At 64.5% G+C, this 21,723-nt stretch carries 19 protein-coding genes; 10 read left to right on the plus strand and 9 right to left on the minus strand.

The window, feature by feature from the left end; translation table 11 throughout:
- The first annotated feature begins 191 nt into the window (after window positions 1-191).
- From ACNAOU_RS19705 to ACNAOU_RS19715, 3 genes are read left to right on the plus strand one after another with little or no spacing between them, the layout of a single operon-like run.
- A complete protein-coding gene (locus tag ACNAOU_RS19705; RefSeq protein WP_018778161.1) occupies window positions 192-1,361 on the plus strand; it encodes a Gfo/Idh/MocA family protein in 1,170 nt (389 codons plus the stop codon).
- Window positions 1,361-2,575 (plus strand): dihydrodipicolinate synthase family protein, encoded by a 1,215-nt coding sequence (locus tag ACNAOU_RS19710; RefSeq protein WP_079581873.1) that lies wholly within the window; start codon window positions 1,361-1,363, stop codon window positions 2,573-2,575. Before ACNAOU_RS19705 ends, ACNAOU_RS19710 begins: the two co-directional genes overlap by 1 nt.
- Window positions 2,572-3,411, plus strand: a complete 840-nt coding sequence (locus ACNAOU_RS19715) for a sugar phosphate isomerase/epimerase family protein (RefSeq protein WP_064722472.1) — start codon at window positions 2,572-2,574, stop codon at window positions 3,409-3,411. Before ACNAOU_RS19710 ends, ACNAOU_RS19715 begins: the two co-directional genes overlap by 4 nt.
- A 139-nt stretch (window positions 3,412-3,550) precedes the next feature.
- Here ACNAOU_RS19715 and ACNAOU_RS19720 read toward each other — a convergent pair whose 3' ends face one another.
- The 3 genes from ACNAOU_RS19720 to ACNAOU_RS19730 form a co-directional block, all read right to left on the minus strand.
- A complete protein-coding gene (locus ACNAOU_RS19720; RefSeq protein ID WP_035733800.1) occupies window positions 3,551-3,745 on the minus strand; it encodes a hypothetical protein in 195 nt (64 codons plus the stop codon).
- Window positions 3,746-3,756: 11 nt separating this feature from the next.
- Window positions 3,757-4,836, minus strand: a complete 1,080-nt coding sequence (locus ACNAOU_RS19725; protein ID WP_416429634.1) for a YihY/virulence factor BrkB family protein — start codon at window positions 4,834-4,836, stop codon at window positions 3,757-3,759.
- 100 nt (window positions 4,837-4,936) lie between these two features.
- Window positions 4,937-6,142, minus strand: coding sequence for an ROK family transcriptional regulator (locus ACNAOU_RS19730; protein WP_416429635.1), 1,206 nt, complete (start codon window positions 6,140-6,142; stop codon window positions 4,937-4,939).
- Window positions 6,143-6,283: 141 nt separating this feature from the next.
- On the opposite strand from ACNAOU_RS19730, the gene xylA reads away from it, so the two are divergent.
- The 7 genes from xylA (at window position 6,284) to ACNAOU_RS19765 (ending at window position 15,162) form a co-directional block, all read left to right on the plus strand.
- Window positions 6,284-7,471 carry a xylose isomerase gene (gene xylA, locus ACNAOU_RS19735; RefSeq protein ID WP_018778155.1) on the plus strand — a complete coding sequence of 396 codons (1,188 nt, stop codon included), beginning with the start codon at window positions 6,284-6,286 and terminating at the stop codon, window positions 7,469-7,471.
- A gap of 87 nt (window positions 7,472-7,558) precedes the next feature.
- Window positions 7,559-8,989: a xylulokinase gene (locus ACNAOU_RS19740; RefSeq protein WP_422757565.1), complete on the plus strand. Its 1,431-nt coding sequence runs from the start codon at window positions 7,559-7,561 to the stop codon at window positions 8,987-8,989.
- Between the two features lie 69 nt (window positions 8,990-9,058).
- Window positions 9,059-10,042 carry a LacI family DNA-binding transcriptional regulator gene (locus ACNAOU_RS19745; RefSeq protein ID WP_189076342.1) on the plus strand — a complete coding sequence of 328 codons (984 nt, stop codon included), beginning with the start codon at window positions 9,059-9,061 and terminating at the stop codon, window positions 10,040-10,042.
- Window positions 10,043-10,215: 173 nt separating this feature from the next.
- Entirely contained in the window at window positions 10,216-11,958 is a 1,743-nt protein-coding gene (araB, locus tag ACNAOU_RS19750; RefSeq protein WP_422757566.1) for a ribulokinase, read from the plus strand.
- Complete coding sequence (locus ACNAOU_RS19755; protein WP_018778151.1) at window positions 11,955-12,662, plus strand: L-ribulose-5-phosphate 4-epimerase; 708 nt, start codon at window positions 11,955-11,957, stop codon at window positions 12,660-12,662. Before araB ends, ACNAOU_RS19755 begins: the two co-directional genes overlap by 4 nt.
- 56 nt (window positions 12,663-12,718) lie before the next feature.
- The gene (gene araA, locus ACNAOU_RS19760) at window positions 12,719-14,254 is read left to right on the plus strand and encodes an L-arabinose isomerase (RefSeq protein WP_039243124.1); all 1,536 of its coding nucleotides are present in this window, start codon (window positions 12,719-12,721) and stop codon (window positions 14,252-14,254) included.
- Window positions 14,251-15,162 carry an aldose 1-epimerase family protein gene (locus ACNAOU_RS19765; RefSeq protein WP_422757567.1) on the plus strand — a complete coding sequence of 304 codons (912 nt, stop codon included), beginning with the start codon at window positions 14,251-14,253 and terminating at the stop codon, window positions 15,160-15,162. Before araA ends, ACNAOU_RS19765 begins: the two co-directional genes overlap by 4 nt.
- Window positions 15,163-15,246: 84 nt before the next feature.
- On the opposite strand, the gene ACNAOU_RS19770 is transcribed toward ACNAOU_RS19765, so the two are convergent.
- The 6 genes from ACNAOU_RS19770 to ACNAOU_RS19795 all read right to left on the minus strand — a co-directional run bounded on the left by ACNAOU_RS19770 (window position 15,247) and on the right by ACNAOU_RS19795 (window position 21,723).
- On the minus strand, window positions 15,247-16,755 hold the full coding sequence (locus tag ACNAOU_RS19770; RefSeq protein ID WP_422757568.1) for a carboxylesterase/lipase family protein: 1,509 nt from the start codon (window positions 16,753-16,755) through the stop codon (window positions 15,247-15,249).
- Window positions 16,756-16,767: 12 nt separating this feature from the next.
- Complete coding sequence (locus ACNAOU_RS19775) at window positions 16,768-18,138, minus strand: MFS transporter (protein WP_422757569.1); 1,371 nt, start codon at window positions 18,136-18,138, stop codon at window positions 16,768-16,770.
- Window positions 18,139-18,231: 93 nt separating this feature from the next.
- A complete protein-coding gene (locus ACNAOU_RS19780) occupies window positions 18,232-19,473 on the minus strand; it encodes an ROK family protein (protein WP_275776558.1) in 1,242 nt (413 codons plus the stop codon).
- Window positions 19,474-19,580: 107 nt separating this feature from the next.
- The gene (locus tag ACNAOU_RS19785; protein ID WP_082499733.1) at window positions 19,581-20,423 is read right to left on the minus strand and encodes a substrate-binding periplasmic protein; all 843 of its coding nucleotides are present in this window, start codon (window positions 20,421-20,423) and stop codon (window positions 19,581-19,583) included.
- A gap of 26 nt (window positions 20,424-20,449) precedes the next feature.
- Window positions 20,450-21,103, minus strand: coding sequence for an amino acid ABC transporter permease (locus ACNAOU_RS19790; protein ID WP_039243131.1), 654 nt, complete (start codon window positions 21,101-21,103; stop codon window positions 20,450-20,452).
- Window positions 21,100-21,723: an amino acid ABC transporter permease gene (locus ACNAOU_RS19795; RefSeq protein WP_156524760.1), complete on the minus strand. Its 624-nt coding sequence runs from the start codon at window positions 21,721-21,723 to the stop codon at window positions 21,100-21,102. The genes ACNAOU_RS19790 and ACNAOU_RS19795 overlap by 4 nt, the downstream gene beginning before the upstream one ends.

The following is a 21,723-nucleotide window of genomic DNA, read 5'->3' on the forward strand; positions in this document are numbered from 1 at the left end:
AGACTCCTCTTCGTCAAGCGCCGGACTGGCACTAAGGAAATTATGGCAGTTCTTCACAGAAAGCGGGAAAGCGCTTGCCAAACCTCCGTGCATTGGTGCATGATCGATGGCAACGGGAATGCGCTTTCCCATCATATCGAGCAAGCACCGGCTTCCACACAGCGACCGGCACACAAGGCACTGGAGAAAACATGGGTTTCGAAACAAAGACGATCCGCATCGCCATGAACGGCATCACTGGACGCATGGGCTACCGCCAGCACCTGCTGCGCTCCATCCTCCCCATCCGTGACGCAGGCGGCTTCACCCTGGAGGACGGCACCAAAGTCCAGGTCGAGCCCATTCTGGTCGGCCGCAACGAGGCCAAGATCCGCGAGCTGGCCGAACTCCACAAGGTTTCCGAATGGACCACGGACCTGGACTCAGTCATCGCCGATCCCACCGTTGACATCATCTTTGACGCCTCCATGACCAGCCTCCGCGCCGCCACCCTGAAGAAGGCCATGCGCGCCGGCAAGCACATCTTCACCGAGAAGCCCACAGCGGAGACCCTCCAGGAAGCCATCGAACTTGCACAGATCGGCAAGGAAGCCGGAGTCACCGCCGGCGTCGTTCACGACAAGCTGTACCTCCCCGGCCTGGTGAAGCTCCGCCGCTTGGTCGATGAAGGCTTCTTCGGCCGTATCCTCTCCATCCGTGGCGAATTCGGCTACTGGGTCTTCGAAGGCGACGTGCAGGCTGCCCAGCGTCCGTCCTGGAACTACCGCAAGGAGGACGGCGGTGGAATGACCACGGACATGTTCTGCCACTGGAACTACGTCCTTGAAGGCATCATCGGCAAGGTCAAGAGCGTCAACGCCAAGACCGCCACGCACATCCCCGCCCGCTGGGACGAAGCCGGCAAGGAATACAAGGCAACCGCTGACGACGCTTCCTACGGCATCTTCGAGCTCGAAACCCCGGGTGGCGACGACGTCATCGGACAGATCAACTCCTCCTGGGCCGTCCGCGTCTACCGCGACGAACTGGTGGAGTTCCAGATCGACGGTACGCACGGTTCCGCCGTCGCCGGTTTGAACAAGTGCGTTGCGCAGCAGCGCGCCCACACCCCCAAGCCCGTCTGGAACCCGGACCTTCCCGTCACCGAATCGTTCCGCAGCCAATGGCAGGAAGTCCCCGCCAACGCTGAGCTGGACAACGGCTTCAAGCTGCAGTGGGAAGAATTCCTGCGCGACGTCGTCGCAGGCCGCGAGCACCGTTTCGGATTGCTCTCCGCCGCCCGCGGCGTGCAGCTCGCCGAGCTCGGCCTGCAGTCCTCGGCTGAGCGCCGCACCATCGACATCCCGGAGATCACCCTCTAATGACGTCACTGATTCTTCCTACTAACGACGGCGGAACCCGCGAGTACCGCCTCCAGCCCGCCACGGCGTGGGTCAAGCCGACCGCGCCGTTGACTGCCCGCCGCGCCTACGCCGCAGCGCACGTCATCCCCGAGGTAGCTGCAGACAACACCCCCGGCGCTCCGGCGCAGCTCGACTGGGATGCCACCCTGGCTTACCGCCACGAGCTGTGGAGCTACGGCCTGGGCGTCGCCGATGCCATGGACACCGCGCAGCGCGGCATGGGCCTCGACTGGGCCGCAACCCAGCAGCTCATCAAGCGCACGGGCGCCGAGGCCGCTTCCGTGGTGGCAGCCGGTGACGCAGCCATCGCCGGCAAGTCCGTCCGCGACCTCGTCTCCTGCGGTGCGGGCACCGACCAGCTGGACATCGCTGCACTCCCCGAAGGCGCAGCAGGAATCCAGGCCGTCATCGACGCCTACCGCGAGCAGATCGCCGTCGTCAGTGAAGCCGGCCCCAAGGTCATCCTCATGGCGTCCCGCGCGCTGGCCAAGGTCGCCAACGGCGCCGACGACTACCTGCACGTCTACTCGACGCTGCTCCAGGAAGTCGATCAGCCGGTCATCCTGCACTGGCTCGGCACCATGTTCGATCCCGCATTGGCCGGTTACTGGGGTTCCGACGACGTCTCTGTTGCCACCGAGACGTTCCTCAGCCTGATCCGCGAGCACTCGGACAAGGTTGACGGCGTCAAGGTTTCGCTGCTGGACGCTTCCCACGAAGTCGCCCTCCGCGCCGCCCTGCCTTCCGGTGTGCGCTTGTACACCGGCGACGACTTCAACTACCCGGAACTGATCGACGGCGACCAGACGCACCATTCGGACGCACTGCTGGGCATCTTCGCGGCCATCTACCCTGCCGCTTCAGTCGCCTTGCAGAAGTACGACGCCGGCGAAGGTGCTGAAGGGCGCGCGATCCTGGACTCCACCCGTGAGCTCGGGAAGCACATCTTCAGCGCACCGACGTTCTACTACAAGACAGGCATCGCCTTCATGTCGTGGCTCAACGGCAAGCAGCCCGGCTTCCAGATGGTCGGCGGCCTGCACTCGGGCCGTTCGGTCCTGCATCTGGCCAAGACCTTCGAACTGGCCGACCAGGCGGGGCTGTTGAAGGACCCCTCGCTGGCGGCATTCCGGATGTCCGACTTCCTGCGGATCAACGGGGTGGGCGCATGAGCGACTTCTCACGGCTATCCCTGAACAGTGCAACCACCAAGAAGTGGACCCTGGCCGAAGCTGTGGATGGTTGCGCCCGCGCCGGCATCCCCGCGATCGGTCCGTGGCGTGACCGCGTGGCCGAGGCTGGCTTGGACAAGGCTGCCAAGCTCATCAAGGACGCCGGCCTCCGGGTGTCCTCGTTGTGCCGGGGTGGTTTCCTGACCGCCGCCGACCCCGAGGGCCAGGCAGCCGCACTCGCTGACAACTTCGAGGCCGTCCGGGAGGCCGTTGCCCTGGACACCCAGGAGTTGTTCCTGGTGGTTGGCGGACTCGCTCCCGGCGAGAAGGACGTCGTCGCTGCCCGCCAGCGCGTCGCCGACCGCCTTGAGGAACTGGTTCCTTTCGCCTCCGAAAACGGTGTCCGTTTGGTGCTGGAACCCCTGCACCCGATGTACGCCGCTGACCGCGCACTCATCTCCACCCTTGGCCAGGCACTGGACCTTGCCGCGCCGTACGACGCGAAAGCGGTCGGCGTCGCCGTCGACACCTTCCACGTCTGGTGGGATCCGGAACTGAAGGCGCAGATCGACCGCGCCGGGCGCGAAAGCCGCATCGCCTCTTACCAGGTGTGCGACTTCAACCTGCCGATCGCTGCGGATGCGCTGTTGTCCCGCGGCATGATGGGCGACGGCGTCATCGACTTCGCCACCATCGGCACCTGGGTCAGGGACGCCGGCTACAAGGGCGACATCGAAGTTGAGATCTTCAACCAGGAAATCTGGGATGCCGATGGGGACATCACCCTGGAAACCATGAAGCAGCGCTACGCGGAGCTCGTCCTCCCCTACGCGTAACCACGTGATCCTCCCGCGGATGCCCTAAGCTCCGCGGGAGGACCACTCCAAAAACGAGCGGGCTCCTGCCAAGGTCACGGCAGGGGCCCGCTTTTTCGCACGGCAGGGTGGTGAGGGCAGGCGGAAAAAGCCCGATCCCTCAACCGGTTTCCACGCGGGTCTTCCGCAACCCGATCAAGGTGACCGAACCGCCGTCGTGCCCCTGCAGTTCGAGCCTGATGTTCGGCGAATCCTCCTGCGGTTCCACTGTGCTGACCTGGAAGACTTCACCGCCGATCCGCAAGCGGTCGCCGCTCTTGACGGCCTTGAGCTTCTTGTCCTTGCCCGGGGTCATGGCCGCTCCCACTATTTGTCTTTCCTGGCGTCATCGCCGTGGGTTTCGCGGAGCTCCTCGCCGCGGCGCACCACTTCCTCTTCCTTTTCCTGCTGCTTGTCGCTGCGCTTGGTATCACGCGGAGGCAACTGGAGGCTTTCCTCTGCTTCAATGCCGCCTTGGAGTTGGCGCCCGCGTTCCATTTCGGCATCGAACTCGGCGCCGAACAACAACGACATGTTCAGGATCCACAGCCACAGCAGCATGATGATGACGCCGGCCAAGGCGCCGTAGGTCTTGTTGTAGTTGCTGAAGTTGGCCACGTAGAAACCGAAGCCCAGCGATGCCAGGGCGAAAATGACCAGCGCGATGAGCGAACCCATGCTCATCCAGCGGAACTTGGGTTGCTTGACGTTGGGGGTGAAGTAGTAGAGGACAGCAATGATGGCCACCACGATCACGATGAGTACCGGCCACTTGGCAATGTTCCACACGGTCAGGAAAGCCTCGGACAAGCCGATTGCCCCCCCGATGGCCTCCGCCACCGGGCCGCTGAGGACGAGCATGGCAGCCACCAGCGCAGCGCCCAACACAGCCACGATGGTGACGGCGAGCATGGTGCCGCGCAACTTCACGAAACCGCGGCCTTCGTCCACTTCATAGACGCGGTTCATTGCCCGGCTGAAGGCCGTGGTGTATCCGGAGGCGGACCAGAGGGCCACCAGGATGCCGAAGACCAGGGCGAAACCTGCTGCGTTGGAGCGGGTGAGCTCCTCAATGGGCTGGCGCATGGCGTCGGCACCCGGACCCGGCGCGAATTGCTGGACGATATCAAGGATGGCCGAGGTGGTCTTGCCGGCATCGCCAAAGAGCCCCAGCAGGGAAACCAACGCCAGGAGCGCGGGGAAGAGGGAGAGCACAGCGTAGTAGGTCAGGCCGGCAGCCGCGTCCGGGCACTGGTCCTTGCTGAACTCACGCAGAGTGCGCTTGGCGATGTAGGTCCACGTGGGCTTGGCGAGGTCGTTGGGACTGTCCGGCTTCCGCGAGTCTTCCGGAGAGGGCGCGGTCCTCGCTTTGCTGGTGCTGGTGTGGGCTGAGTCTTGTGTGGTCATGGGGCACTCGTCCGTGGGTAGTTTGCGCGAACAGCTAACCCATCAATAGTAAGCATACTGATGATTACTATGGAAGAACCCCGCCGGACTTACCGGCGATTCAGGCCAGTTTGCTCGCCAGCAGGAACTCGAAAGGTGACTCTATGACAGAGCGGATAACTTGGCCCGCGGCCCCAAGGAGTGTCCCGGAGTGCTCCAAACGGGAGACCGTCAGGTTCTCCGGAGCCAGCAACCCCGGCGCGTAGCGCTCCAGGCTTTCCAGCAGTGACGGCCGGATCCACTCCCCCAGTACGGCGAAATGCCCGCCAAGGACCACAGCTTCAATGTCCATCAACCTCGAGGCCGAGGCGAGGGCGACGCCCAGGGAGCGACCGGCGTCGTGAACCGCCTTTTCGGCCGCGGGTTCCTGCGCAGCCAGAGCCGCCAGCAGCAGCCCGGTCCGCTCGCCCAGTGTGCCTTCGGCGACGCCCGCGGCCTCGAATATGGCCTCCTGGCCCGCGAACGTCTCCAGACAACCCCACCCGCCACAGGAGCAGCGAGGGCCTTCCGGATGCACCACGATATGGCCCAGCTCGCCGGCAGACCCACCTGGGCCCGTATACAGCTCAGATCCGATGATGATGCCGCCACCGACGCCCACCTCACCTGAAACGTAGAGGAAGTCGGGCCGCCCGCCGCCATACCAAAGCTCACCGAGGGCAGCACTGTTGGCCTCGTTGGACAGCTTGACGCCAAGCGGCGCACCCTCCAGCAGCGATTGCGGATGCAGCTGCTCGTCCTCCCAATGAAGGTTGGGGGCGGACAGCACTGTATCGCCCTTCCCGTTCACCAGCCCGGGCACGGCCAGGCCACCGCCCAGGATGGCAATGTCCTCTGCCGCCGCCGCGGCCTTCGCTTCGGCAGCCAAGCCTGCAAGCTGTTTCATGACCTGCGCTGGCGGCATCCCGCGGTTCCGGGACTCGACGGCCGAATGGAAACGCAGGTTTCCGGCAAGGTCCACCAGGCCCACAGCAAGGTAATCAACGTTGATCTCCATGCCCACAACGCCGCGTCGGGAGTTAAGCTCCAGGCCCTGGCCGGGCCGCCCCCGCTCCCCGTCGCGGTACAGACCTACCTCGGATACCAAGCCGGACTCCACAAGGTCGGCCACCAGGCTGGATACCGCGGCCTTGGTGAGCCCGGTGCCGGCGGCGAGCTGCGCGCGACTGGGCTTGGCGTCGACGGTTTTGGCGATCGAATCCAGCACCAATGAGAGGTTTCGACGGCGGACGTCACCCACGCGTCCGGGCGCGGTTGGCTCATTCATCAGCAGGGACCTCCTCGCAGATTCAAAAATTCTTGTGGACTTCCATTGACCATGATCCATCATGGCCCATATAGTTCAGATTGAAAACTAATTGGAATGTCTTTTTCCACCTCATTCCCATTGCCTTGCAAAGGAGCAATCATGACCCCGCAGCCCACCCCTGCAGACAAGTTCACCTTCGGCCTCTGGACCGTCGGTTGGACCGGCGCCGATCCCTTCGGCGTGGCAACCCGCCAGGCTCTGGATCCCGTGGAAGCCGTTCACAAGCTCAGCGAACTCGGCGCCTACGGCATCACTTTCCACGACAACGACCTCATTCCTTTCGATGCGAGCGCCTCCGAGCGCGATCTCATCCTTAAGAACTTCAAGGCAGCACTGGCCGAGACCGGCCTGAAGACGCCCATGGTTACCACCAACCTCTTCAGCCACCCGGTCTTCAAGGACGGCGGCTTCACCTCCAACGACCGCTCCATCCGTCGCTTCGCCCTGAGCAAGATCCTCCGCAACATCGACCTCGCCGCTGAACTTGGCGCAGAGACCTTCGTGATGTGGGGCGGCCGCGAAGGCAGCGAATATGACGGTTCCAAGGACCTCTCCGCAGCGCTGGACCGCATGAAGGAAGGCGTGGATACCGCCGCCGGGTACATCAAGGAGAAGGGTTACGGCCTGCGGATCGCCCTGGAACCGAAGCCGAACGAACCCCGCGGTGACATCTTCCTCCCCACCGTCGGCCACGGCCTGGCGTTCATCGCGCAGCTGGAACACGGCGACATCGTGGGCCTCAACCCGGAAACGGGCCACGAGCAGATGGCCGGGCTGAACTTCACCCACGGCATCGCCCAGGCACTGTGGGCTGACAAGCTCTTCCACATCGACCTCAACGGCCAGCGCGGCATCAAGTACGACCAGGACCTCGTCTTCGGACACGGCGATCTCACCAGCGCGTTCTTCACCGTCGATCTCCTGGAGAACGGCTTCCCCAACGGCGGACCGAAGTACACCGGCCCCCGCCACTTCGACTACAAGCCCTCCCGCACCGACGGCTACGACGGTGTCTGGGAATCGGCCAAGTCCAACATGTCCATGTACCTGCTGCTGAAGGAACGCGCACTGGCCTTCCGCGCAGATCCCGAAGTCCAGGAAGCACTGACAACCTCGGGCGTGTTCGAACTCGGCGAAAGCACGCTGGGCGCCGGCGAAAGCACTGCGGACCTGCTTGCTGACGCCAGCGCATTCGACACGTTCGACGCCGACAAAGCCGCCGAACGCTCGTTCGCTTTCGTCCGCCTCAACCAGCTGGCCATCGAGCACCTCCTCGGCGCCCGCTAAACCTCTCCAACCCACCGCAACCCCGCCGCCGGGCTTGTTCCAGGATTTCCTGGGCAAGCCCGGCGCGGTTCGCCAAAGGAACAACGCATGCCTCTCGTAGCCGGGATCGACAGCTCCACCCAGTCCTGCAAAGTGGTCATCCGGGACTCAGCCACCGGCGCCCTGGTCCGCCAGGGCCGGGCTTCCCACCCTGACGGCACCGAGGTCCACCCGGATCATTGGTGGACTGCCCTGCAGGAAGCCATCGCGGCGGCGGGCGGCCTGGACGACGTCGATGCCGTCTCCATTGGCGGACAGCAGCACGGCATGGTGTGCCTGGACGAAACCGGAGAGGTGGTCCGTCCCGCACTGTTGTGGAACGATACCCGCTCCGCGCAGGATGCCGAGGAGCTGATTCTCGACGCCGGACAGGGCGATCCGGCTGCCGGATCCGCGTACTGGGCCAGCAGCACGGGGACAGTTCCGGTGGCATCCCTGACCGCTACGAAGCTGCGTTGGCTGGCACGGAACGAACCCGAAAATGCCCGGCGGACGGCTGCGGTGTGCCTTCCCCATGACTGGCTGTCCTGGCGCCTGGCCGGTCATGGTCCGGGAACGGGACCGGAATCCTTGGAACTCCTGCGCACCGATCGCTCCGATGCATCGGGCACCGGGTATTACTCCGCAACCAACGGCGGGTATCTTCCGGAGGTCCTGGAGAGCACCCTGGGGCATCTGCCAATCCTGCCAGGGGTAGTCGGCCCGTTGGAGGCGGCCGGCAAGACCCCGTCCGGCGCCCTCATCGGTCCTGGAGCCGGCGACAACGCGGCGGCGGGACTCGGCGTGAGCGCCGCCGTCGGGGATGTTGTCATTTCGATAGGAACATCCGGCACTGTCTTCGCGGTTTCGGATGTTCCGTCCCAGGATGCCAGCGGATTGGTGGCCGGCTTCGCCGATGCCACAGGGAACTTCCTTCCGCTGGCCTGCACGCTCAATGCCACGCGGATCTTCGATGCCACAGCGGCGCTGCTGGGTGTGAGCCTGACAGAGCTCGGCGAACTTGCACTGTCCGCCCCGGAGGGCGCCGACGGATTGACGCTCATCCCCTATTTCGAGGGCGAACGGACCCCAAACCTTCCTGACGCCACCGGTTCGCTCCACGGCCTCACCCTGTCCAATTACAAGCCCGCCAACCTTGCCCGGGCTGCGGTGGAAGGCGTTATCGGTTCATTGGCTGACGGCCTGTCCGCACTTCAGGCCCAGGGCGTTGAGGCCCGGCGCATCATCCTTGTAGGCGGCGGCGCCCAATCCGAAGCCGTCCAACAGGTTGCGGCCTCGGCCTTCGGCCTGCCCGTGTTCGTTCCCCGGCCCGGTGAATACGTGGCCGACGGCGCTGCGCGGCAAGCCGCGGGTGTCCTCACGGGCCAGCTGCCCGAATGGCCCTTGGACGGCCTGACCGTGAACCGCGGCGATAGTGCTGGCGTGGCCCCCTTCCTGGAAAGGTACCGCCATTACGCCACCAAGGCTGCCATCGGCTGATCACGGTTGCCGGTGCTCTATCGTGACAGGGTGAGCTCTGAACAATCTGCATCAGCCCGCCCGCCTGTCATGGAGGACGTCGCCCGCGTGGCCGGGGTTTCCCACCAGACCGTCTCCCGCGTCCTGAACAACCACCCGAATGTGAGTTCCAAGACGCGCGAACGCGTGGAGCAAGCCATCACCGAGCTCGGCTACCGGCGCAACACGGCAGCCCGCAGCCTGGTGACCCGGCGGTCCCAAACCATTGGAGTACTGGGCAGCGAGCTGGCGCAGTACGGGCCGTCCCACACCCTCCTAGGCGTGCAGCAGGCGGCAAGGGACGCCGGCTATTTCGTCAGCGTGGCCGGTTTGCGGGAAGTCACACCGGAGACCATCAAGGACGCCATTGCGCATTTCATGGACCAAGGCGTGGATGGCATCGTGGTGACGGTCCCCCACCCCGGCACGTTCGACGTCCTCCGGGACATCACCGCCCAAGTCCCACTGGTGGCCGTGGGGTCGATCGGGGACGAGCACCTCAGTGGGGCAACCGTTGACCAGCGCCAAGGGGCACAGCTGGCCGTTCAACACCTGCTGGAACTTGGACACCAGGAGATCGGCCACTTGTCCGGGCCGGTGGACTGGATTGACGCTGCAGCGCGCATCGAGGGCTGGCAGGATGCACTGGCCCAGGCAGGACTTGAGCCCGCCGCACTGATCGAGGGCGATTGGAGCGCCGAATGCGGGTACAGGGAAGGCCTGAAGATCTCCGCCGACCGTTCCATGACGGCCCTCTTCGTAGCCAATGACCAGATGGCGCTCGGCGTGCTCCGCGCCTTCAACGAAACCGGCGTACGGGTACCGGATGACATCAGCGTGGTGGGCTTTGATGACCAACCGGAGTCGGCCTATTTCATCCCGCCGCTGACCACCGTTGCCCAGGATTTCGAAGAGCTCGGCCAACGATGCATTGATCTGCTGCTGGATCGCATCGAAGGCGGATCCACCGGAATGGCAGCTACGGTAGCTCCCCGCCTCGTGGTCCGGTCCACCACGGCTGCACTCCGCAACTAGCGCAGACAGGGCCAGCCGGCCCCTCTCCTGAAGACCCAAAGCGCACTTAACGGTCCCCGCTTTGGCTTGCTCTTGACATCAATGTTGTGAGCGCTAACAATTGCATCAGACCTTCTTCACTTTCCACCCCGACCCCCGGCAATGAGGCCCTGGCCAGCCGGATGGAGACCCCCATGAATACCTCTGAAAACCGTCCGCTCGATGAGCAGTTCGTCATCGGCGTGGACTACGGCACCCTGTCCGGCCGCGCCGTTGTGGTGCGCGTATCGGATGGCGCCGAGCTCGGAAACGGCGTGTTCGAATACCCGCACGCCGTCGTGACGGAAAAGCTCCCCGGCAGCGGCCGCCGCCTGCCCGCCGACTGGGCTCTCCAGGTCCCCAACGACTACCGCGACGTCCTGCGCAACGCCGTACCGGCCGCCGTCGCCGATGCCGGCATCAACCCGGACAACGTGGTGGGCATAGCCACTGACTTCACCGCCTGCACCATGGTTCCGACGACGACGGACGGCACCCCGCTGAACGAACTGGAACGCTTCGCGGACCGCCCCCACGCGTTCGTGAAATTGTGGCGGCACCACGCCGCGCAGCCGCAAGCGGACCGCATCAACGAACTCGCCGAAGAGCGTGGCGAGGCCTGGCTTCCGCGTTACGGCGGCCTGATCTCCTCCGAGTGGGAATTCGCCAAGGGCCTGCAGCTCCTTGAGGAAGACCCCGATGTCTACGGCGCCATGGACCACTGGGTGGAGGCGGCCGACTGGATCGTCTGGCAGCTCTGCGGCAACTACGTCCGTAACGCCTGCACCGCCGGATACAAGGGCATCTTCCAGGACGGCAAGTACCCCTCCGAAGATTTCCTGGCAGCGCTGAACCCCGACTTCAAGGACTTTGTCAGCAGCAAACTGGAGCACACCATCGGTCGCTTGGGAGATGCCGCGGGCTACCTCACCGAAGAAGCCGCGGGATGGACCGGGCTGCCGGCAGGAATCGCGGTGGCCGTGGGCAATGTGGACGCCCACGTCAGCGCCCCGGCTGCCAACGCCGTTGAACCCGGCCAGCTCGTCGCCATCATGGGCACCTCGACCTGCCACGTGATGAACGGCGACGTGCTGCGCGAGGTCCCCGGCATGTGTGGCGTGGTTGACGGCGGCATCGTGGACGGACTGTGGGGATACGAGGCAGGCCAATCCGGAGTCGGCGACATCTTTGGCTGGTTCACCAAGAACGGTGTTCCCCCCGAGTACCACCAGGCTGCAGCAGAGAAAGGCCTGGGGATCCACGAGTACCTCACTGAGTTGGCAGAGAAGCAGGCCATCGGCGAGCACGGCCTGATCGCCCTGGACTGGCACTCGGGAAACCGCTCCGTGCTGGTGGACCATGAGCTTTCCGGCGTGGTGGTGGGCCAGACCCTGGCCACCAAGCCGGAGGACAGCTACCGGGCCTTGCTGGAGGCCACAGCTTTCGGCACAAGGACCATCGTGGACGCCTTCCGCGATTCCGGTGTGCCGGTCAAGGAGTTCATCGTGGCCGGCGGCCTCTTGAAGAACAAATTCCTGATGCAGGTCTACGCCGACATCACTGGCCTGCAGCTCTCCACCATCGGATCCGAACAGGGTCCCGCGCTTGGCTCAGCAATCCACGCGGCAGTGGCAGCCGGCAAGTACAAGGACATCCGCGAAGCAGCCGCTTCCATGGCCGCCGCTCCCGGCGCTGTCTACACGCCCATCCCGGAGAACGTCGCGGCGTACGAGGTGCTCTTCCAGGAGTACAAGACCCTCCACGACTACTTCGGCCGGGGAAGCAACAACGTCATGCACCGTCTCAAGGCGATCCAACGCCAGGCGCAGGGCACCGGTGAGGTGGCCGAACCGGCGTCGAACTCCTCCTCCGACGCTGCAGAGCGGGTGTCCGCATGAGCAACCTCCTTGACACCATCGCCAAAGTCCGCGAGGAAGTCTGCGGGCTCCATGCCGAACTGACCCGCTACGAACTGGTGGTCTGGACCGCCGGCAACGTCTCCGGCCGCATCCCCGGGCACGACCTGATGGTCATCAAGCCGTCGGGCGTTTCCTACGATGACCTCAGGCCGGAGCTCATGGTGGTCACCGATCTTTTCGGCACGCCCGTCCGGGGCATGAACACCGGCAGCGGCGGGACAGTTGACTGGGGCAACCCGGACCTCTCACCGTCCTCGGATACCGCTGCGCACGCCTACGTTTACCGGCACATGCCCGAGGTCGGCGGCGTGGTGCACACCCACTCCACCTATGCCACGGCCTGGGCCGCCAGGGGTGAGGAAATCCCTTGCGTGCTCACCATGATGGGCGATGAATTCGGCGGACCGATCCCTGTCGGACCGTTCGCGCTGATCGGCGACGACTCCATCGGCCAGGGCATCGTTGAGACGCTGAAGAACTCCAACTCACCGGCAGTGCTGATGCAGAACCATGGCCCGTTCACCATCGGCAAATCCGCCCGCGAGGCCGTCAAAGCCGCTGTGATGTGCGAGGAAGTGGCCAGGACCGTCCACATTTCGCGCCAGCTCGGGGAGCCGCTGCCCATTGACCAGGCCAAGATCGAGTCCCTGTACGACCGCTACCAGAACGTTTACGGCCGCTGAGGCGGCCCAGCCAACAAGCCCACGCTTACGTCAAAGCCACCCAGGAGTCCACGAAAATGCCCACCGCCAACAACGCCTCCGCCAACTCCACATCGCTTGACCGGTACGAAGTCTGGTTCCTCACCGGCAGCCAGCACCTCTACGGTGAGGACGTCCTCAAGCAGGTCGCCGCGCAGTCACAGGAGATTGCCAACGTCCTGAACGCTGCCGGCGATGTCCCCGTGAAGCTCGTCTGGAAGCCGGTCCTCACGGACAGCGACGCCATTCGCCGCACCGCACTGGAAGCAAACTCGAATGACTCCGTGATCGGCGTGACCGCCTGGATGCACACCTTCAGCCCTGCCAAGATGTGGATCCAGGGCCTGGACGCGCTCCGCAAGCCGTTGCTGCACCTGCACACCCAGGCCAACCGCGACCTCCCCTGGGCGGACATCGATTTCGACTTCATGAACCTCAACCAGGCAGCCCACGGCGACCGCGAGTTCGGGTACATCCAGTCGCGCCTCGGCGTGCCGCGGAAGACCGTCGTCGGGCATGTCAGCAACCCCGAGGTCGCCCGTCAGGTGGGCGCCTGGCAGCGCGCCTCGGCGGGCTGGGCCGCTGTCCGCACGCTGAAGCTGACCCGCTTTGGCGACAACATGCGCAATGTCGCCGTCACCGAAGGCGACAAGACCGAAGCCGAGCTGCGCTTCGGCGTCTCGGTCAACACCTGGTCCGTCAACGAGCTCGCCGATGCCGTCCACGGCGCTGAAGAGTCCGACGTCGACGCCCTGGTTGCGGAGTATGAGCGCCTTTACGAGGTGGTTGACGAGCTGAAGGCAGGCGGCGCCCGCCACGAGTCCCTGCGGTACAGCGCCCGCATCGAACTGGGGTTGCGCAGCTTCCTCGAAGCCAACGGTTCCGCAGCGTTCACCACCTCGTTCGAGGACCTCGGCGAGCTGCGCCAGCTCCCCGGCATGGCTGTCCAGCGCCTCATGGCTGACGGCTACGGCTTCGGCGCAGAGGGCGACTGGAAGACCGCCATCCTGGTGCGGGCTGCCAAAGTCATGGGCGGCGAGCTGCCCGGCGGCGCCTCGCTCATGGAGGACTACACCTACCACCTGGAACCCGGCTCGGAGAAGATCCTGGGCGCCCACATGCTGGAGGTTTGCCCTTCACTGACCGCCAGGAAGCCGCGCGTCGAGATCCACCCGCTGGGCATCGGCGGCAAGGAAGATCCCGTCCGCATGGTCTTCGACACCGACGCCGGACCCGGCGTCGTGGTAGCGCTGTCCGATATGCGCGACCGGTTCCGCTTGGTCGCGAACGTGGTGGACGTCGTCGACCTTGACCAGCCGCTGCCCAACCTTCCGGTGGCCCGCGCGCTCTGGGAGCCGAAGCCCGACTTCGCTACCTCGGCCGCCGCGTGGCTGACTGCCGGCGCTGCGCACCACACGGTATTGTCCACGCAGGTGGGCCTGGACGTGTTCGAGGACTTCGCCGAAATCGCAAAGACCGAACTTCTCACCATTGACGAGGACACCACCATCAAGCAGTTCAAGAAGGAACTCGCCTGGAACGCCGCCTACTACAAACTGGCCGGCGGCCTGTGAGCGCTGAATACACGCTGACCGCCGGCGGTTACACGGCTGTTGTGGCCGCCCGCGCCGCAGCATTGCGTGTCCTGCAGTTCGAGGGCCGGGACCTGGTGGTTCCCTTCCCGGAAGGCGGCCCGATCCCGGACTACCGTGGCATCATCGCCGCGCCGTGGCCCAACAGGATCGCTGATGGCAAGTACAGTTTCGACGGCGTCGAGCATCAGGTGCCGGTTAACGAACCTGAGCGGGAAACAGCGCTGCATGGCCTCGCCTTTGTGCTCGATTGGGCCCTGTTGGAGTCCGACGCCGCTTCGCTCACCCTCACCTGCACCGTGGGACCAAGCGAGGGCTACCCGTTCGTACTGGAACTCTCGGCACGATATGAGCTGGACGGGGAGGGCCTGCGCACCACCGTGAACGCACGCAACGTGGCCGACGTCGCTGCACCCTACGGCGTCTGCCCCCACCCGTACCTGGTGGCAGGTCCGTCGCCACTGGATGAATGGGTGCTCGAGTTCGCCGCAGACTCGTTCCTCGAGGTGACACCTGACAGGCTCCTGCCGGTGGGTCTTGCCCCCACGGAGGGCCACGCTTTCGATTTCCGCACCGCCCGGGCCATCGGCAGCACAGAGATCGATCATGCCTTCACGGACCTCTCGTTCGACGGCGGGCTGGCGCGGCTGTCACTGCGCGACCCGGCGGGCACCGGAGTCGGTATGTCCGGTGTTGGTATGTCATGGGACGAAAGCTGCAAGTGGCTGCAGATCCATACCGCCGACAAGCCCGACCCCCTGCCCAACCGGCTGGGCCTGGCGGCGGAGCCCATGACGTGTCCACCCGATGCCTTCAACAGCGGCACGGACCTGGTCCGGCTTGAACCCGGCGCCGAACACACGGCGTCCTGGAGCATCTACGCGCTATAGCTGCAACGAGCCCGGCCCCGCACGGAAACACTCCGTGCCGGGCCGGGCTCTTTCGTCGACCAACCGGGAAGGACTCCGGCTTCGCTACCGGACCGAGGGGACGTGTTGCAGGAGCCGCACGTCCGCGTAACCGTCCTCGACGTCGATGCTTGGCTCGTCGAAGACCCGCACCTGATGGTCACCAGCGTCCCAGGGTGTCCACCCCGGCTGGCCATCCCGGATGAAGGCCACCGCCGCTCCGTGCACGTCCGCAGCCAAAGCCGCGGGCGGTTCGTCGCCGGCTATCGCGGCCACACGTTCGGCAGAGGTCACATCAAAGAAGAACGGGATGTCGAAGCAATGGCCGGCATCCCCGGTGACCGGTGACCGCCAAGCAAAGCGGTAAACCCACGTGGGTGCCGCCGAGCCGGCACGGGCCTCGGCAACGTTCAGGGTAGGCGTGCGGAAAATCCTGTCGGAAACATATTGGCCCGCCAGGACCTCGCTCGGAAGCCCCCCGTGGCTTGCCAAGTAGGCTTCGGCTATCTCCGGCGAGGCACCCAATCTTTCCAGCAGGGCCGCGTCCGGCTCCTTGGGCAACAACGGGCCGGCACCCGCCGTCGACATGTTGAACTCATGGTCAGTGCAGCCCACCAAAAGAGCCTTGTCCGAACCGTTCCCCAGGCGCATGGCCTCAACCGTTGGCCCCGGGATCAGAACGCCGTCAACCACCGGCCCAAATACCAGGCCGTCCCGCATGAGGTCAGCGAGCGACCCGATGGGGTCTGCATTTTGGGGCGTCCCACCCATCCCCGCTACTTCAGCCTGCAGTTCAAGGACGCGTTCCTCGGAAAGTGCCGACAAGCCGGCGCGCGTCGCTTCGACTGCCCCCAACTGGGCCAGGCGGCGGCCGGCGGCCTCCGCCTGGCCCAGCGTCCTCTCGGTGGGGACTCCGGAGAGTGAAATGACCCTCTCAAACAGTGCCCGGGCACGAGACACCGTGAGCAAGGTCATCACTGCTCCCCCTCCAGCGGACTGACCCGCAATCGTCACGCGGGAGGGGTCCCCACCGAAAGCTTCAATGTTGTCGCGGACCCACTCAAGGGCGAGGATCCAGTCCAGAACGCCCCTGTTGTTGGGTGCGTCCGGAATCCAGCCAAATCCGTCGAACCCCAGGCGATAGGAGATGCTGACGGTCACCACACCGTTCCGGTTGAACGAAACACCGTCGTACCAGGGGCTCGCCGGCGAGCCGGCGATGAAGCCGCCACCATGGATCCAGACCAGCACAGGGAGGCCATCGTCCGGGTTCCTGGAAGGGCTTGGGGTGAAGACGTTCAGGTTGAGGATGGAGTCGCCGGGAATGGAGGGCTCCGGAGTGATGATCAGCTCCGAGTCCGGAAGTTTCCGCTGCGGCGTGGCTCCATAGTCGAGGGCGTCCCTGACGCCCTCCCACGGGCGGTGCGGCACGGGCTCAGCGAAACGAAGGTCGCCAATGGGTGGTTCGGCATACGGTATTCCGAGGAAGGCTGCGGAGCCTTCCCGCCAGCGGCCACGTACGGCTCCTGCCGTCGTCGGGACTTCTGCGAACTCTTGGGAAAGTGACTGGGTCATGCGGTGGGGCTCCTATCGGACGCTTTTGATGGGGACAAGCACGACGGCGGCGATCGCCACCGCTGCCATGCCGAAAATGAAGAGGGCGGGGTATCCGCCAAAAGAACTGATCAGCACGCTGGCAACGACCGGGCTCATTGCCTGCGGGATGTTGGTGGCGATGTTGAGAATTCCGAGATCCTTTCCGGCGGCAGTACCGCCACCGGGGAGGACTTCGGTCATCAGGGCCGTGTCGCAGGCCATGTAGAGTCCGAAGCCGAATCCGTTGACGACGCCCATGGCGATCATGCCGGTGATGTCCGGCATGATCACCGGCATCAACAGCCCCAGCACCATCAATGCGGACGCTACGTAGACGAACACCTTGCGCTTGCCGATGCGGTCACTCCACCAGCCACCCAGCGAAACGGAGATCAGGGTGCTGCCGAGGCCGGCCAGGCTCAGCAGGCCAATGCTGGCGTTGGCTTCTGCAAGCGCCAGGCCGACGTAGTCCGTCAGGATGTACAGCTGGAAAGTGAAGACCACGAAGTAGCCAAGGGTGAAGAGGAAGCGGGCCGCGAAGGCCCACGCGAAGTCGGGGTGCTGCCGGGGGCTGATGACGAATCCTGCGAGGAACTGCTTCCACTGGAATGGGGGATGCGTCACGTTCCTGCTGGGGAAGTCGCGGTGCAGCAGGACAAACAGCAGCGCGGCCACGAGGACTGCAATGCCGAACACCGTATAGCCCAGGCCTACATTGCCGGCGAGGTTGCCTGCCAGGATCACACCGGCAGTGGAGCCGGCCATCGTGCCCACACCGACCATGGACGAGGCGATCCCCCGGCGTTCCCGGGGAAACCTGTCCGGGACAATCGCAGAGAACGGGCCCTGCAAAGCATTCAGCGACACCTGGATGATCACCCAAAAGCACACTATCCAGAAGATCGATTCGAGGCCGCCGAGTCCCATGAGGAACACCGCGCCAATCGCGGCTCCAATAAGCATCCAGGGCGCCCGCCTGCCGAGCCTGCTCCGTGTCCGGTCACTCAGCGCCCCCACAACGGGTTGGGCGAATAGCGTGAAGAAGAACGAGACCGTGGAAATGGTGGCGAAGTTGGCTACCTTGTTGGCCTCGTCGATGGCGGCCACCTGGTTTGGCAGAAGCACTGCGATGAGTCCGGAGTAGGTGGCGAACAGGACCATGGAGGTGATGGCCAGCGACGGCAACAGGCCCCTGCCGGCCGGCCGGCTTGTTGCTGTTGCGGGCGAAGGTTCTTCGCTGATCTGAGCGAACGGGGAGAGCTGCGCGGAGCCGGTGACCTGCGCGGACCCGGTGACCTGCGCAGGCTCTGCAACCTGCGCAGACGGGGGCATGGAATTGATCTCAGGCAGGGGTGTGGACACGGCTCTCCTCATCGAGAAAGTTACGGCGGGATCATCGAAAACCGATGATCACTTGGGATTGAGTATGCGCCGCATCCATAAATAATTCAAGGGTTAAATTAAACGCACCTCGAGCGGCTCCCGGAGCAACCGTTTTCTCGATTCCCGGATGGCTCCGAGGAGCGTCGCCTCGTTCTCCAGTTGCCCGGCCCGGATAGTGGGCAGGTAGCTGTCCGGCGAAGGAGAGATCGGTGCGTGCTCGGCGAAGGAGCGGGCTATCCGGTCAGCCAGCACGGACCAATATCCGCCCAGCACCACCGTCTGGGGGTCGAGGGTACGGCTGATGACGTGAAGGGCCCAGGCAACCCAGTCCGCCGCGGCGTCGAAAGCCTCGACTGCGCGCGCGTCGCCGCGTGCAATCCGTTCGGTCAGCTCCCCTAAGGCACTGCCCAGGCCCAAGGATTCCAGTTCTTCGCCCAGCCCGGCAGATTTCAGGACAACGTCAGGTCCGGCGACCAGGACCAGGCAACCGCGTTGCCCGCAGACACAGCGTTCCCCTTGATGGTCCATGGGAAGGTGTCCGAAGCCGCCCGCCAGGCTATGGGCTCCCGTGAGGAGCCGGCCGTCGAGAATGACCGCCCCTCCGATTCCTGAATTGCTCTTCAGATAGACCATGTCCTTGACGCCGGGGAGCAGATCGAATTCAGCCATGGCCGCGAATCCGGCGTCCGAATGCAGGGAGAGGCTCTCCGGTAATCCAGGGACCCGCTTTCGAAGCCCATCAAGGACATCCACTTCGCCCCAGCCCATGTCCGAATCGCCGAAGACCATGGGCGGATTACCAAGCACCGGTGCAAAGACCACCACCGTCACATCCACCACGCGGCGGCCCATTCCCCCGGCCGCTGCCACAGCACGCTCCAGCACTGCCGCCAAGACGTCCAACACAGGCTCCGGGTCCCCCATGGGCCGTCCGTGATGTTCCGAATGGCGGAACAAGACGTCTCCGGCCAAGGAGGCAAGCACTGCGGTGGCCTCATCGGCGTCCAGTTGAAGGGCCACCAGGGCTACGTCATCGGCGGCCAATTCCAGGAGTGTCTGCGGCCGGCCTTTTCCGCCCGCAGAGACCGGTTCAACTTCCCGGATAGTCCCGGCCTCCACCAGCAACCTGGTCAACGCTGTCACTGCGCCACGCGTCAACCCCGTGCCGTCGGCAATCTGGCTGCGGGAACTGGGACCGTGCTCCACGAGGTGTCCAGCCACCAGTTCGAGGTTATGTCGGCGCACGTCACCGCTGACGAGCGAACTGGCGGATTCAAGCCCCGGCGCCCCGGAGCCACGTACGTGGTTGACCATGACGCTAGCCTGTCACACGAACGGCAAGCTCCGCCCGGCACAATCGGCTGGCAACAGATGCCGCCCTGAACGTTCAAAACGGCATCTGCTGCGACCTGCCTGGGTGGTCAGGCGATCAGCCGTGCCGCCCCGGTGTTGATGGAAGATGCGGGGAAGCCGTTGTTGACCACGATCTTCTCCAGGCTGCCGTCCTTCCGCAGCCCGTCAACATAAGCGTTCAGGGCTGCCAGTAGTCCTGCGTTGTCCTTGGTGACCGGGAGGCAGGTCTGGGGAGGTTCGAGGGAGGCCTTGATGGCACTGTCCGGCTCCATGACCTCGACCTTCAGGCCATTGCTGTTGTTGTGGGCCTCACCGAATCCATCAATCCCAACATCGATCCGGCCGGACTTCAGGTCCTGGAACAGGTCCACAGGGGCCTTGTAGAGCTGGAGGTCGCCACCCAGGTAGTTCTTGGCATCGTCCACCCAGACATTGCCATTGACCGTGCCGACCTTCTTGCCCTTCAGGTCAGAGGCCTTTGTCAGGCCATCCTTGGAAATCAGGACCATCTGGTCGGTGTAGATGGGGTCCGTCAGAGCCAGGATTTCCGCGCGTGCCGCCGAACGCCACCAACCACCGGTTGCGATGTCGGCGCGTCCGCCCTGGACCGTCGGAATGACGGCTGCCGCGGCAGCAGAAACCGTGGCGATGTCCAGGCACTCCTTCTTGGCGAAGCCCATGAGGATATCGCCGTCTACCCCGCCGAGTTCATTGCCCTTGAAAGTCACATACGGCGGCGCCTCATACACGGCCACCGTCAGGGTTCCCTTCTTCATGGTGTTGAACTGGGAGGCCGGCTTGCAGTCGGCGGCGGTCTTGGATCCTGCGGCTTCGCTGCCGCCGCCACAGCCGCTGAGAGCAGCGGCCAGCGTCACGGCGGCCACGGCCGACGCGATCATACGTAGTTTCATGGTGGTTCCTTTGCCTAATCGGCGCGTCAACGGTGACGCGCCAAACGATGCTCAACGAAATTGCTCAGGGAACTCGCGGGAATGGTGATCAGGGCGTACATCAGGCCCGCGAGGGTAAGGATGCTCAGGTAGCGGAAAGTGATGGAGCCGATGGAGTAGGCCTGGCTCATCAATTCCGGCATGGCAATGGTGTAGGCCAGGGAGGTTGCCTGGAACACCATGATCGCGAATCCCATGAGCGGCGGGATGGCGATTCTGACTCCTTGTGGAATCACAACAAAACGCAGGATGTCGCGCCGGGCCATTCCCAGTGCATGCGCTGCTTCCACCTCGCCGCCGGGAACAGCCTGCAGGCCCCCGCGAAGGATCTCGCTGGTGTAAGCGGCCGTAGTGAATGCCAGCGCCAACGATGCAGCCACGAAGGACGTCAGCGTCATGCCGGCACTGGGAAGGCCGAAGTAGAACAACTGCAGCACCACCAGGGCGGGTGTTCCACGGCCTATTTCGATCACAGTGATGGTGATCATCCGTAGGACTTTGTTCCGGGAACCGGCACCCAGGGCCAGGAGCAATCCGGCGGGCAGTCCGATCAGCAAAGTGACGAGTGTGAGTTGGAGGCTGACGCCCAGCCCGCCAAGCAGGTCCGGGAAATAGTCCACCCAATCGTTGAAGAATGTCATCGCGCAACCCGCTTCCGGAGCCTGCTGTCCAGCTGCCGGGTGGCCCAAGCGCAGGGAATGGTCATGGCGACATACAGTCCGGCCGCGTAGAGGAACGGAACAATGGCGTCACCACTGACCGTGGACTCATGGCTGGCCCAGTAGATGGTGTCCTGCACCCCGATGACTGATGCCACGGAGGAGTCCTTCAACAAACCAATGGCGAAGGTGGCAGCCGCCGGGATCGAAACGCGAAGGACCTGCGGCCCGATAACGGTGGCCAATGTCGCGCCCCGGGAGAGTCCCAATGCGTCACTGGCTTCCCACTGGCCTTCATGGATGGCGGTCAGGCCGCCGCGGTAGATCTCCGCCATGTAGGCCGAAGCCACCAGCCCGAAACCTATGACGGCAGCGGCGAAGGAGCTCAGTTCGATCACACCGGTTCCGATGCCGAAGTAGATGATGAACAACCACGCCAGCGGAGGGATGCCCCTCAGCAACTCGATGACGGCGCGGGAAATGAACCGGACCGCTGGTATCCGGGACCGGCGGGCAAGCGCCAAGGGAATTCCTCCGATGGCTCCCAGCAGGAATGATGAGAGGGTCAGCAGGAGGGTCATGGTGACGCCCTGCGAAACCAC

This window comes from Paenarthrobacter sp. C1, from assembly GCF_049315185.1.
Lineage (GTDB): Bacteria > Actinomycetota > Actinomycetes > Actinomycetales > Micrococcaceae > Arthrobacter > Arthrobacter nicotinovorans.

Coding starts and splice junctions, on each gene's coding strand:
- ACNAOU_RS19705 (WP_018778161.1), top strand. CDS start 192: ATGGGTTTCGAAACAAAGACGATCCGCATCGCCATGAACGGCATCACT.
- ACNAOU_RS19710 (WP_079581873.1), top strand. CDS start 1,361: ATGACGTCACTGATTCTTCCTACTAACGACGGCGGAACCCGCGAGTAC.
- ACNAOU_RS19715 (WP_064722472.1), top strand. CDS start 2,572: ATGAGCGACTTCTCACGGCTATCCCTGAACAGTGCAACCACCAAGAAG.
- ACNAOU_RS19720 (WP_035733800.1), bottom strand. CDS start 3,745: ATGACCCCGGGCAAGGACAAGAAGCTCAAGGCCGTCAAGAGCGGCGAC.
- ACNAOU_RS19725 (WP_416429634.1), bottom strand. CDS start 4,836: ATGACCACACAAGACTCAGCCCACACCAGCACCAGCAAAGCGAGGACC.
- ACNAOU_RS19730 (WP_416429635.1), bottom strand. CDS start 6,142: ATGAATGAGCCAACCGCGCCCGGACGCGTGGGTGACGTCCGCCGTCGA.
- xylA (WP_018778155.1), top strand. CDS start 6,284: ATGACCCCGCAGCCCACCCCTGCAGACAAGTTCACCTTCGGCCTCTGG.
- ACNAOU_RS19740 (WP_422757565.1), top strand. CDS start 7,559: ATGCCTCTCGTAGCCGGGATCGACAGCTCCACCCAGTCCTGCAAAGTG.
- ACNAOU_RS19745 (WP_189076342.1), top strand. CDS start 9,059: ATGGAGGACGTCGCCCGCGTGGCCGGGGTTTCCCACCAGACCGTCTCC.
- araB (WP_422757566.1), top strand. CDS start 10,216: ATGAATACCTCTGAAAACCGTCCGCTCGATGAGCAGTTCGTCATCGGC.
- ACNAOU_RS19755 (WP_018778151.1), top strand. CDS start 11,955: ATGAGCAACCTCCTTGACACCATCGCCAAAGTCCGCGAGGAAGTCTGC.
- araA (WP_039243124.1), top strand. CDS start 12,719: ATGCCCACCGCCAACAACGCCTCCGCCAACTCCACATCGCTTGACCGG.
- ACNAOU_RS19770 (WP_422757568.1), bottom strand. CDS start 16,755: ATGACCCAGTCACTTTCCCAAGAGTTCGCAGAAGTCCCGACGACGGCA.
- ACNAOU_RS19780 (WP_275776558.1), bottom strand. CDS start 19,473: ATGGTCAACCACGTACGTGGCTCCGGGGCGCCGGGGCTTGAATCCGCC.
- ACNAOU_RS19785 (WP_082499733.1), bottom strand. CDS start 20,423: ATGAAACTACGTATGATCGCGTCGGCCGTGGCCGCCGTGACGCTGGCC.
- ACNAOU_RS19790 (WP_039243131.1), bottom strand. CDS start 21,103: ATGACATTCTTCAACGATTGGGTGGACTATTTCCCGGACCTGCTTGGC.